Genomic DNA, 13,678 nt, shown 5'->3' with positions numbered 1-13,678 from the left:
AGCTAATCGCCATAGCCCGTATAAAGCTATAAAGATTGAATCGTTCTCACCCACAAAAACATGATACTTTTGTGCTTGATTTTGCAAATAAGCCTGAAGAATAAAACTAGAACATAGAAATAAAAGATGTGACTTCTAAAATCACAAAAGCGAATAGTTCGGTGGTTATAATTCGTATACAAATACTTCTTCGTCGATTTGCTTAAAGCCTACAGTTTCAAACATTTTTCTGCTTTGATCATTAAAAGCGTAGATAGTTGCCGTGACTGATTTTAAGCCATTTTCTTTTGCTAATTCCAAAATTTTTTCGACACAATTTCGCCCGATGTGTTTGTTTTGAAATTCTTTGCACACAACTATTGCTATTTCATTGTCATCTGTCAAGGAAATATCTCCCACTAATCCATTTTTATATTCAATATAGAACAATTTTCCATGAGTATTCAAATAGTTGTACATTTTTTTTAGCCTTTCAACATCGTATAAGAAATCAATGTTGTCGACTTGTTTGCATACATCTTTATCTTCGTACCACTTCAAAGTAGTTTCATAATTTTCAAAATAAGGGATCAGTTTTATGTTTTCATTTACGGTAATTGGGTCCATATTATTTTTCCTTTATTTTGTCTTTTTAACTTATATTTTGCCAGTTTGATTCATATTTAGCTATATTCGATGGATCTCCATCACATCACGAATCGCCTTAATTCGCCCGAACACACGATCACACTGTATGGCATCTTTAACTTCGAGACTGAAAAACAGCGTTGCCGTAACATCTTTGACTGCACTTAGCGAACCGCCGACGATCTCAACCTTTTCTTCCGCTATCGCACAGGTGATATCCGACAGGAGATGCGAACGATCCCGCGCCAAAATTTTCACATTGACTGTATAAGTCCCAGCCGTTTCATCATTGCTCCAACTGCATTCAATCAAACGCGACGCACGTTCGGCTTCTATTGAGTTAAGACAGGCATTACTCAAAAGCTTGCTTATGTTAGGGCAAATTCGCCGATGCACAGCGACCCCCTTACCCCTTGTAATGTAACCGATAATCGCATCGCCGACTACCGGGTTGCAGCAGCGGGATAAATGAACCAAGCAATTGTCCATACCTTTAACAATAATTCCTAAATCATTCAACTTCCGCTTGTGCTTAACATCTTTGTTATTGCTAGTTACTTGAGCTTCACTGATTGTCGCGGTAACCTGATCCGGCACAACCTGACCATTGGAGTTGACCCGATAGCCGTATTTAAGGCGTTCATCGGGGGGAAGGCTGCGGATATATTCGTCACGCAATTTAGGGATGGCCTTGGTTGCAGAAAAACCGCCGAATCCTATGGCTGCAAACATGTCATCCAAAGCGTTGAAATGATTTTTTTGCAGCATGGTGTCAATGAACTCATGTTTCATCAGCTGATGCGATGTAAAGCCGGTTTTTTTAAGCTCGCGTTCAAAAATTGCCTTGCCTTGCTGGACATTTTCATCGCGCATTTCCTTTTTAAACCATTGATTAATTTTAGAACGTGCGGACGAGCTACGCACAACATTCAGCCAATCCCGGCTAGGCCCATGTACTTTATCAGAAGTAAGAATCTCCACGATGTCGCCGTTTTTCAGCTCCGTATCAATAGGAGCGATGCGGCTATTGATTCTGGCTCCGTACATGCGATTTCCGATGCCGCTGTGAATATTGTAGGCAAAATCTATCGGTGTCGCGCCGATTGGCAGACATATTACATCACCACGCGGCGTAAAAACAAAGACTTCATCTTCTATCAGACCGTTGCGCAATCCCTCCATAAATTCGCCGGCATCTTTCATATCCTTTTGCCAGTCTAGGAGCTGCCGCAACCAAGCCAATTTCGTATCATTGGCACTTTCTTTGCTGCCGGGGCGAGCCGGACCCGTCTTCCCCTCTTTATAGCGGTAGTGAGCGGCTATACCGTATTCAGCTACCCGATGCATTTCGAAAGTACGGATCTGAATCTCAAACGGCACTCCTTTAGGCCCGAAAACGGTTGTATGCAAAGATTGGTACATATTCGGTTTAGGAGTGGCTATGTAGTCCTTAAATCTTCCCGGAATAGGGCGGAAACGATCGTGCACCAAGCCAAGGACGGTATAACAATCAACAACCGTATCGACAATCACGCGACAGGCAAATAGATCGAAAATCTGATCGAGTGACTTGTGTTTCTTTTCCATCTTTCGATAAATACTGTAGAAATGTTTGGGACGGCCTTCGATTTCAGCATTGATCCCCATTTCAGCGACAGTTTTTTGCAAATCTATAATTATTTCCTGTAGATAGCGCTCACGCTCTTCACGCCGCTGCGCAATTGCTCCAACCAATTCGTAATATGCCGTACGATCCAAATAACGCAAGCACAGATCTTCCAATTCCCATTTCCATTTGTAAATGCCTAAGCGATGCGCCAATGGTGCGTAAATGTCCAGAGTTTCTTGCGCAATGCGCTTTTGTTTATCTTCGCGCATTGTCTTCAACGTACGCATGTTATGCAAACGGTCGGCAAGCTTGATCAGAACTACTCGAATGTCTTTAGCCATGGCAAGGAACATTTTGCGAAAATTTTCCGCTTGCAGCTCCTCTTTGGAGGAAAAACGTATTTTTTCCAACTTGGTAACGCCGTCAACCAGGGCGGCCACGTCATCCCCAAAACGATCGGCTATATCTTCTAAAGTGGTGCCGGTGTCTTCAACCGTATCGTGAAGCAATGCAGCAACCAAAGTCGCCTGGTCCACTTCCAGTTCAAGCAAAATCGTAGCTACAGTCAGCGGATGAGTGATATATGGTTCACCCGTTTGCCGCCGTTGATCTATGTGAGCTTGAAACGCATACTCAAAAGCCTTTTCAAGCTTAGAATTATCGGTAGTATTACTATAAAGCTCATATTGATGTAAAAATGATTTGAAATCATTCTCTATCGCTGCTCGTTCACTTGCATTGACCATATTCTCACCACCTATGCATCAGTTTATGATAAGCGTCAAGATCGGAAAGCTTAACTTTATTATGCGGTTGTCGCAAGCCAATTAAATATAAATGTTCATTCTTTGCCGACCACGATTTACATTCCAGTATACCTGATTCAGCGAAAAGTGTAAGTATTTTTTCTACCAGTTCGCCGGCAAATTTAAATTTGAAGTGCCAACTCCAGACGTCCGCCAGCCAAGCCGGGTCAACCAATTGCCACGTCTGGTCCAAAACTCGTTGCAGAAAACGGTACACTTCTGCCAAAAACTGTTTTTGAGCTTGCGGATTCTCGCTGATCCGGCGCGGTAAATAGCCTGTTTCATCCGAAACGGCAGGTTCAGAGGACGCACAAATTTCCGACGCAACAGCTAAGTTTGCCTTTTCAAGCGACTCAAGGCATAGATGAATGTCAACAACCCGCAGTTGGGCCTCGGTCAGGCCTTGCCAAGTATTAATTTGTAAAACGCCCAGCAAATCCAGTTTGACCGGTGCTGTTATCGCATCCGCCCAATAGCCGCCACCAAAAAATATGCCTTTGATCCGTCGGCCGGCTTTATCCTGTAAAAGCAGCTGTAAGTGCTGTTTTTGCTTTCCTATCTTTCGCAGCTGTAATACGGTGCATCCTTGCCAAGCTAAAACTGGCTCGGGATTACTTTCGCCGAACGGTTGTAAATTCTGAAGTTCTTGCCAATTTGTCACATTACAAACAGATAAATCTACTTCTAAATCGCAAGGAAGTGGTGTTCTTTCACATAATTCCGGCAATCCGGCCAATTCCGTGCAAGTAAACGCAGCTTGTTGCTTTCCGGCCAATAATGCCTGTATTTCTGCCAACGCCGCTGCCGTAACGGTAACGCCTGCCGCTTGCCGATGCCCGCCGTATGCTTCTAAAAGCGGGGCTAAGGTATTCAACGTCGCAACTAGATCAATTGTGCCGTATGTCCGGCCGGAACCGCGGTACAAAACCTTACCGTCAGCATCAACTTCACGATTCAAAACAAATGTCGGGCGATTAAACTCAGCTGCCGCTTTGGCTGCCAATATGCCCAATATACCGGTGTGCCAATTTTCTCCGGCAACAAATAGTATAGGTGCCGCCAAGAAAAGCGGATTTTCACAGATTTGACGCTCTACTTCCGTCCATACAGCTTGCGTAAGCTCCCGCCTTTTTTCATTCAACGACTGTAGTTTTTGTGCCATTTCCCCGGCAATATCGGCCTCGTCGGTCAGCATGATTTGCAGAGCCGGGCTTACACACCCCATTCGGCCGGCAGCATTTATCAATGGAGCCAACCTAAAGCCGATCGTTGTCGCGGTAATTGTTTCATCAGTCGGTAAATTGAGCAAAATTTGCCAGGCGGCACGGGCTCGATTGTTAAGTCGTGACAGACCCTCCTTAACTATAGCGACATTTTCCCCCACCAACGGCATTACATCAGCTACGGTACCGATCATGGCAAAATCGGTTAAATCTCGCCATACATCCTCCGGTTGATGGAAAAATTCGCTCATACCTTGCACAAGTTTTAATGCCACCCCGGCACCGGCCAAATAAGGGAACGGGTAACTTTCCCCCGGCCATTTAGGGTTGAGACAGGCATCGGCAGCCGGCAATGTAGGACGACAATTATGGTGGTCAGTAACAACAGTCAAAATACCTGCCGCCGAAAGTTCAGCAATCTCATCATGCGAGACGATACCGCAGTCTACGGTTATGACTAAATCCACCTTATGTTCTAAAGCACTTTTTACACCGCCAGCAGCCAAGCCGTAGCCTTCTTCCAAACGGTCAGGTATGTAAGTATATATTTCCAAACCGAATTGGCTTAAATAGCGGTATAAAACAGCAGTGGCCGTCAATCCGTCCGCATCATAATCGCCATGAATCATAACTATGCCATGCCTGGCGATGACGTCGGCAACGGTATGCACGGCTTTCTCCATATCATTAAACAAAAAGGGACTGTGCCATTCCTCACCCAAGTCAACGGGCGTCGTCTCAGCTTGTGCCGCGGTTTCAGCCATGCGTGAAGCTTTTATTATCTCGCTTAAGCCTAATGGAGCGGCAACCGTCTTCGTCGCTTCAGTCGGTAAAGGTAATTGCGGAGCTTCTGTCCATTTGTGTTTCAGTAAATTCATTGCCTTATGTTGCGTCCCCGTAACTTTCCAAATCAAATCGTATTTAATTTTCCGGCAAATTTCCTAAATCAGGTCACCGGAATCCATATTCACCGGGATCTTGTATTAAACACGTCATATAGAAAAGTCCGTGCCAGATGGCACGGACTCGGTTGTTATCTTCAGCACTGCCGGTAATCAATTAATGCTTACGCTTTCTGGCAGCTTCAGATTTTTTCTTTCTACGTACGCTGGGCTTTTCGTAATGTTCTCTTTTACGAACTTCAGCAAGTACACCGGACCTTGCGCATGAACGTTTGAAACGGCGCAACGCACTGTCAAGGGATTCATTCTCTTTTACGCGAACTTCCGACATGTTTTCCCCCCTCTCGGTGACCGGTATATACCGGAAAAAGTCTTTAATTATTTTATCACTTTTATAATGTTTCCGTCAACCTGCAGAGATTATGCAATCAAAGCAGCGGCAAACGACCTGATCCGCAAGTATTGTGAGTACGAACCGCCCCGTGAGGAACGAAGAATGCAGAGTTCAGCGCATACGCACTTGACCGGATTACCAATTAATAAGCTCGACGAACGCATCGAAATCATCATAAATTATCGGTGCTTGCTCCAGCCCCTTTAAATATTCGGCATCAACATATTTTTGTTTACGATCATTTCAAAAACATATTCACTGAACCATGTGTCCGACATGGAGAAAACACCTTTTTTGCCTGGTTCATCTCCCCATGAATTTTCCACCTTCCACATAACCGGCTTCTCATCGCGCAAATTTACTCCGGTAATGTTCATCGCATGATTGGCAACTGCCTGACGCGAATCCAAACGGTCGGCTTTCGTGAACTCACCTACCGGGACAAGGGTTTGCTCAAAGTTGAATATGCTTCCGTCCAAAATTCCTGCCTGACGATCGCTCATTTTGCCTACATCACAAGCGAACCAGGCTGTTCGTTTATCTTTTATTGAACGTATCATTGCCGCTTTCATCGCGTCAATCGGAACATTAAGGCCTGCCAAACCGTCACTTTCCAGTACGTTTTTGGTGCTCGGATTAATGTATACACGACCGTAGGGATTTCGCTCACGCGGGTCATTGATCAGTCTGACCATGCCCTCATAGAAATCGCCCAAATACTTTTTATAGAACAATTGAGGGGTTAAATCACGATCCAAATGGTATTTTTTATCCTTATCCACGTACTCAAAATCAAACTTTTGTACCGGCTCACCCAAACATTTCGCCAATATGTTGTAAACTTTACTTAAGCACTCAACTTTAATTGCTTCGCAGTCGGCATCGGCGGTACGACGTATATCCATCGCGTACTTTTTGATTACTTCATGAATGCGGTCAAACATGTCAGCCGAATTTTGCGAGCTAAAGCTTTCCCCCATTACGCTTTTCGGGACAAGACCGTATTTATCGGCCAGCGTTTTGAACCATTCAAAATAGCCGCCGTCACTGGTCTGAAATTCCAGGGCACGAATAACTTCCCTGCTGTTGATGTCCAAATTTTTGGTCGCCATAATTTTATCAAGGAAGACATTGGTTTTTTCCATATTGTCAAAAAAGTACAGATATGTTTGAGAAAATTCGAATTCCTCAAGCTTAAGATCTTCCATAATTTTCGGCCGAGCCATATTAAGGGCTGCGAACATCCAACAACGCCCGCTCTTTTTTTGGTTAGTTATATTTTTGTGATCGATTTCATCGCTAAAAATGAAGCTATGATTGTTGGCTGCCAATCGGTTGCGGCTGGCCTCTTTGACCCCAACATTGGAAATCGCGGCCGCAATTACGCCGTTATTTTTGTCTTTGGCGTAAGCATCGGCAAACTTCTGCAATAAATCTTTGGTTAAATTCATAAATACCTCCATATATATCCTAAATCCGCATTAAAACGGTAATACTTCTCCACCTAGCAAATGGAAATGCACATGTCCAACGGTCTGTCCAGCATCCGATCCGCAGTTATTAACTAACCTGAAACCAGTAGTATCAATTCCGGCCAAAGCAGCGATCTTAGGCAAAACATTTAACAGATGCGCAAAAATTTGCTGCCCCTCTGTATCATGACTCAAAGCAACAATGTCCTTATAATGCTTTTTGGGAACAATCAGCCAATGAATCCTGGCCTGTGGATGCAGATCCTTAAAGACGGCCAAGCAATCATCTTCGTACATCATCTCGGTGCCAAATTTTCCAGCAGTAATTTGACAAAAAATACAATCGTCCATGTCGATCTGCCACTCAAAATGTGTTGAAATATACTCAAACGCATCGAGAAATTGAAGTCCTTGCGGATACTTCTTACTGCTTCAATGTGTATGCTTTGGCGATTGTAAACAATTCGCTACTCACAAGTTCTTGTACACTCCACAGTCGTAAATTCCTGCGATAGCCCGCAGTACATACTTACGTTTGCTTTCATTATGCAATTTCGTAAGTTGAAGCATCTCTTAGATTAAGTGCAGCATTCAAATCCCTATCCTCGATATAGCCACAATCGCAACGGTATATTCTATCTGAAAGCTTCAAATCTTTCTTGATAGCACCACAGCAGTGACATATTTTGGATGATGGATACCATCTGTCTACGACTCTTAATTCAATACCATTTTCATCACACTTAGCTTTAAGCTTAGTTCTAAATTCATAGAACTTTTGTGATGCAACGGCTTTTGATAGATGCCTGTTCTTCATCATTCCTGATACATTCAAATCTTCAATAGTTATATAAGATGGCTTGGTTTTCACTATCTTGGCTATTGATTTATTGATATAGTCAGTACGGATATTATCTATCTTATGATGAAGTCTTTGCACTTTGAGCTTTTGCTTTTGTATATTCTTTTGAGTGGACTCTCCTTCCTTTATATTCTCATACTTGCGTGAGAGACATCTTTGTTCTCTGCGCAATTTCTTTTCCAATTTTTTAACTCTTGCCGACTTGTTGATATTTTTATAGGTCTTGCCATTGGAAACAACCGCCAAGTCTTTCAAGCCTAGGTCAATTCCTATACCGTCATTGCTATTATTAGCAATCTTAGCGTCGGGAATTTCCACAAGAACTGACACATAATATTTGCCTGCTTTGATGGATAGTGTACCGCTTTTGATTTTCCATCCGTCTTTAGTTGTTGGTATATAGCCTTTTTCTTTAATGCGTACCCAGCCTAAAGTGGGTATGTTCAACCTATGTCTCTCGCATCTACAATCTTTAGGATTATTCTTTACAAAATACATTTTTACATCAGATTTACCTTTCTTCTTGAAGTTAGGAAAAGCACTTTGATGCTTAAAAAATCTTGTAAATGCAGTATATCCATCTTCAATAGACTTTTTTACAGCTTTTGAATACGCTTCTTTAATCCATACTTTTTCAGGGTTATTAGGAATGTACTCATTGTTGAGCCATACGCTAAAGCTCTTGCCGGTCATAAACCTTTCACCGTATCGTATAAATCTTTGTTGTGATCAAGATAGAAGTTGTAAACATATCTACAAGTGCCGATAGTCTTGTTAATCTTGATTTTTTGCTCAACTGTAGGATTTATTTCCGTTTTGAAGCTCTTTAGCAATTTCCTAATCCCCTTTGCTTTCAGAATCCCCTCTCTATTGTGAATATATTTTAATGCGTTTAATCACTATTGGCAATGATTTTGATTACTTAAAGTTTCCTCCTTGGAAAAATACGTGCAGAGTTACGTCCGCACGTATTTATTTATTAGCTCAAATAATTAATAATCTCTTGTTCGGCCGCTGCCAAGGCTTCAGGTAGTTTAGCCACATCTTTGCCTCCAGCTTGCGCCATATCCGGCCGACCGCCACCGCCGCCACCACTTATACTTGCCGCAGCTTTAACTAGGTTACCAGCTTTCACGCCTTTTTTGACGGCTTCCGGCGATGCCATCGCCACGAAGTTCAGTTTGCCATTAATCTCAGCCCCTAGTACCACGGCTGCTGGAGCCAGCTGTGAACGCAGACTCTCCGCCATGGCGCGCAAGTCATCGACACCGTCAACGCTCACTGCCGCCGCCAAATAATTGATTCCGGCAGCCTCTCGCGCTTTATTCTTCAATTCTGCTGCCTGAGCCTTGGCCAATTCACTTTGCAAGGCCTGGAATTTTTTGGTTTCCGCCTTCAAGTCATTTTGCAGTTGCGCTATGCGCTCCGGTAAATCAGCCACCTTTATTTTCAGCATGTCAGCAGCTTCCGCTGTTGTTTTTTGCAAATCCTGCAACCAACGCAAAGCAGCTGAACCGGTTATCGCCTCGATACGACGAATTCCGGACGCCACCGAACCTTCAGAAACGATGTGAAAAATACCGACCTGAGAAGTTTCTGACAAATGCGTTCCGCCGCAGAATTCAACGCTATAGTCACCCATAGAAACGACCCGGACCATATCACCGTACTTTTCGTCGAACAGAGCCATCGCACCCTTCTTCTTTGCCTCCGCCATCGGCATAACCTCCGTAACGGATTGATAATTGGCCAAAATAGCACGATTGACTTCAGCTTCAATTTGGCGTAATTCTTCCGCGGTACACGGCTTCATATGGTGGAAATCGAAACGCAAATGTTCAGCATTTACCAATGATCCGGCTTGAGTAACGTGCGTCCCCAAAACAGTACGCAATGCTTTGTGCAGTAAGTGAGTCGCCGAATGGTTGCGCATAATATCCATACGCACCGGTCGATTTACCGCAAGATCCAGTTCCATTCCTGGTTCCAAACTGCCGGCAATCACATGACAATGGTGCAAGAAAATACCTTCCGCCGTCTTTGTGGTATCCTTCACTTCAACTTTCAAGCCATGTTCACCAGTAATTGTGCCTATATCGCCGACTTGCCCGCCGCCGGTAGCGTAAAACGGCGTACGGTCGGTTATCAAAATAACATCAGCATCTACCCCGGCCATCGGCAAGAGTATCGGCTCGCCGGCCTCATCACTGCTGATGATATAAAGTAGTTTTCCTTTAGCTGAAAATTCGGAATAGCCCACAAACTGTGTGGGATTTTTGTGTTCAACCTCCGCCGGCAGACAGCCTGCCGCCCAAGCCGAACCGCCCTTAGCTTTTAAAGCTGCTCTGGCCTCATCTTTTTGCCGTTGCATATTCTTCTTAAAGCCAGCCTCATCTACGCTGATCCCTTGTTCAGCCGCAATTTCTCTGGTTAAGTCAAGCGGGAAACCGTACGTATCATGCAGTTTGAAGACGACATCGCCCGACAATTCTCCGGAACCAGCCTTTTTGGCTTCGTTTATATATCCGTCGAGTAATTGAGAACCCTGTTTTACAGTTTTATCAAAACGCTTTTCTTCGGTTTCAATAACCCGCAAAATGTAATCTTCACGTTCCTTTAACTCCGGATAAGCTCCACAGGACTCTTGCACAACCACCGGTAGTAAGTCATGCAAAAAGAGGCCGTCGATCCCAAGTAAGCGTCCGTAACGTGCCGCCCGACGCAGCAACCGCCGCAGAACATAACCTCTGCCCTCATTAGATGGCAAAACTCCGTCACTGATCATCATAGTCGTACTGCGAATATGATCGGTAATAACTCTTATCGCGACATCGGCCATATGATCATTACCATAGTGCACTTTAGCAATTTTACATACCGCATCCAAAATTCGCCTTACGGTATCGACCTCAAACAGGTTGTCCACGCCCTGCATTATGCAGGCAAATCTTTCCAGCCCACCACCGGTGTCGATATTTTTATGGACCATCGGCAGGTAAGTCCCATCTTCTTGGCGATCGAATTGTGAAAAGACGAGATTCCAAAATTCAACGAAGCGATCACAATCGCAGCCCACATGGCAATCGGGGCGGCCGCATCCGACATTCGGTCCACGGTCGAAGTGAATTTCAGAACAAGGGCCGCAAGGTCCGGTGCCGTGTTCCCAGAAATTGTCTTCTTTACCCAAGCGATAAATTTTGTTCTCAGCAACACCTATTTTTTGATGCCAATAGTCATAAGCCTCATCATCATCTTTGTATACCGTGATATAAAGACGTTCTTCGGGCAATTTCAAAACTTCCGTTATAAATTCCCAAGCCCAGCTTATCGCCTCAGCTTTGAAGTAATCGCCAAAGCTGAAATTTCCGAGCATCTCAAAAAACGTTCCGTGGCGTGATGTATAACCAACACGTTCAATATCAGGGGTACGTATGCATTTTTGACAAGTTGTTACCCGTTTGCACGGAGGGACCTCCGTTCCAATAAAATACGGTTTCAGCGGGGTCATTCCCGCGTTTATCAGCAAAATCGACGGATCTTTTTGTGGCACCAAAGAAAAGCTCGGCAGCCGCAGATGTCCTTTAGACTCAAAGAAAGACAGATACTTTTCCCGTATTTCATTCAGTCCAAGTTTCTCCATATATTATTTTCCTCCCATCGTTATATTCAGTAAATTTTAACAAGTAAAACCCCGAGCCGCTCACGCCGTTGGCGGCATAAACCGTTCGGGGGAAACTTCGGTAAATCCGAGTTTATGGTGCCGGTATGACAATTTCCATATCGGGGTAAAGATTCAAGTTGGTCTTGTCTGCCGTAGCGGCATCGGGATTAGATTCAATAATCTTTTGCATGTAGTCATTGATATCTGCCGTACCCCTGTTAGCGTTGGCGATTGACCAAAGGGTATCGCCCGACTTAACGGTATATTTGTGTCCGGAACCAGTTGAACGTTTGTTGGAAGAATCAGCCTTTGAGTGGCGTGGTTTATTCGAACTACTACTCGTCGAACCGCTATTCGTCGAACTGCTATCCGAATTGTTGTCATCGGATGTTGGCTCGCTTATACGAGGCTCGCTTTCGCTCGGCTCCGAAAGATCTTGTTCGGTTGATTCCGCATCACGTTTGGTAGATTCAGGGAATAGTTCGTCATCGCCTTCGCGGGTCGGACGGATAGCTTCGGGAACCCCAGTAATTGTGGGACGGGCCGTAACGGCCGGTTTACCGCCAAACAGTTTGTCGGCAAACAACATGTATGCCAAAACCAGGGCCAGAGCCAGAATAAGTGCCAACATAACACCTATGACGACTTTCTTGCCGGTTGTCATGCCTTCGTCTTCATCCAAATCGCGCAGCAACCTGTCTTTGTTGTAATCAGTGTATGGATCACTGTAAGGTTGATTTTGATTGGGATAATTCTGTTGATTATAGTTCTGCATGTTCTGCATGTTCTGCATATTCTGTTGCGCGTAAATATTAGGCGTCTGATCTTGATAGCCTTGTTGTGACACGCCACTGTTCAGCTGAGTGTATCCTGCATCGCTGTACGCTGCGTTACCATTTTCACCGAAGGCATTATTGGCAGGCATACCGTTGGCGACTCCCGCAGCCGGTTGTATTGGATTAGGCTCAGCAAAATTGCCGGTGCCGGGGATCCTATTGGTTTGGGCATAATCGTCTTGAGACGGGTACGTGGATGTAGGTTGTTGGGCAGAGACCCCACTGCCGGCGGCAATTCCACCGGCTACAGCACCGGCTGCAGCACCTGCCGCCATAGAAGCGGCGGTTCCGGCTGCCGTATTTCCAGCTGTCACGTGGGGAGTGTTGGCATCATCAAAACGAATCGGGGTATTCATGGCCTTTTGTTCCCAGCCCATCCGTCCGGTTAAACTCTTGAGGCCGGCCTTATCCAACGTGGTTATATTTTCTACGAAACCAATCATAACCTGCGCTGTGGCCCCCGGATTCTGGCGTGCCATTTCATCAATTATTCTATAAGCGGCATCCTGCTGATCGGACGCTTCGTCCATAATCCGCAAAATATTGTGGTGACCTACAGTTTCCATAACTTCTTTATTGCAAAGGAAGAAACAGTCATCCGGCTGCAGCTGGGCAATATTAGAATATCTTATCGTTCCGGCCAATCCTGCACAATACAAATCCAGGTTATTAACCTGATTTCCTTGCAGGTCGACCGTAGAAAGCGGGTATTCGTCTTTCGTCAGCGGATAAAGCAAATCATTGCGGTAAAGGTAGGCACAGCCTCGGCCGGAAGTTATAGCCGCTAGCTCGCCGTCTTTAACGACAATTCCAGTAAAATACGGTTGCATTTGCTGTGCGTCGCCTAAAGTAAGCCGCCCCGAAATATTAACCGCGCAATCAGCCAATTCATTAATTTCATAATCAATGTTGTACCGATTGACCACCTTCATGTCTTCAAATATTTTGTCTAAATATTTTTTGTTGCGAACGGCTGTCTGTTTATAATCCGCGCCCATATTACTGTAAAGCGCATAGAAAAAGCCTCTGTCTTCGCGATCCAAAGTAGTGTCACCACCACGAGCTTCGCGTGAACCTGAAGCCCGGCCGTCTAAGTAAAAACCATCGCAACCTTGTGGAGTCAACAAATTCCGTGTGACCACCGTAGTTGCAAATCTTGTAGATTTAGCCATGTTCTTCCTCCTGAAGTTAAACACGCATATATTATTTATTGATTATATCATGACACGTTATGTATAGCCAATAGGCACCGTTCGCCGATCATAAGTTTACTCTACTATACCATA

General features: G+C 44.6%; 8 protein-coding genes and 1 pseudogene. All 9 read right to left on the bottom strand.

The genetic code is table 11. The features are described 5' to 3' along the window. Positions 1 to 165: 165 nt before the first annotated feature. Entirely contained in the window at positions 166 to 606 is a 441-nt protein-coding gene (locus HMPREF0868_RS01875) for a GNAT family N-acetyltransferase (protein ID WP_012993019.1), read from the bottom strand. Positions 607 to 666: 60 nt separating this feature from the next. Then, the gene (locus tag HMPREF0868_RS01870; protein ID WP_012993018.1) at positions 667 to 2,982 is read right to left on the bottom strand and encodes a RelA/SpoT family protein; all 2,316 of its coding nucleotides are present in this window, start codon (positions 2,980 to 2,982) and stop codon (positions 667 to 669) included. 4 nt (positions 2,983 to 2,986) lie between these two features. Continuing rightward, complete coding sequence (gene recJ, locus HMPREF0868_RS01865; RefSeq protein WP_012993017.1) at positions 2,987 to 5,143, bottom strand: single-stranded-DNA-specific exonuclease RecJ; 2,157 nt, start codon at positions 5,141 to 5,143, stop codon at positions 2,987 to 2,989. Between the two features lie 181 nt (positions 5,144 to 5,324). Next, positions 5,325 to 5,498, bottom strand: a complete 174-nt coding sequence (gene rpsU / locus HMPREF0868_RS01860) for a 30S ribosomal protein S21 (protein WP_012993016.1) — start codon at positions 5,496 to 5,498, stop codon at positions 5,325 to 5,327. Positions 5,499 to 5,764: 266 nt separating this feature from the next. Beyond that, on the bottom strand, positions 5,765 to 7,012 hold the full coding sequence (locus tag HMPREF0868_RS01855; protein ID WP_012993015.1) for a C1 family peptidase: 1,248 nt from the start codon (positions 7,010 to 7,012) through the stop codon (positions 5,765 to 5,767). Between the two features lie 30 nt (positions 7,013 to 7,042). Further along, positions 7,043 to 7,384, bottom strand: a complete 342-nt coding sequence (locus HMPREF0868_RS01850; RefSeq protein ID WP_012993014.1) for an HIT domain-containing protein — start codon at positions 7,382 to 7,384, stop codon at positions 7,043 to 7,045. Positions 7,385 to 7,577: 193 nt separating this feature from the next. Then, a pseudogene (locus tag HMPREF0868_RS01845) lies at positions 7,578 to 8,728 on the bottom strand (RNA-guided endonuclease InsQ/TnpB family protein). Between the two features lie 146 nt (positions 8,729 to 8,874). Next, positions 8,875 to 11,535, bottom strand: coding sequence for an alanine--tRNA ligase (gene alaS / locus HMPREF0868_RS01840; protein ID WP_012993011.1), 2,661 nt, complete (start codon positions 11,533 to 11,535; stop codon positions 8,875 to 8,877). Between the two features lie 112 nt (positions 11,536 to 11,647). Beyond that, entirely contained in the window at positions 11,648 to 13,564 is a 1,917-nt protein-coding gene (locus HMPREF0868_RS01835; RefSeq protein WP_012993010.1) for a LysM peptidoglycan-binding domain-containing protein, read from the bottom strand. Positions 13,565 to 13,678 lie beyond the last annotated feature (114 nt).

This window comes from Mageeibacillus indolicus UPII9-5, from assembly GCF_000025225.2.
GTDB classification, from domain to species: Bacteria; Bacillota; Clostridia; order Saccharofermentanales; family Fastidiosipilaceae; genus Mageeibacillus; species Mageeibacillus indolicus.
Note: the sequence above shows the minus strand (reverse complement) of the source record. Positions and strands in the feature narration are given on the sequence as shown.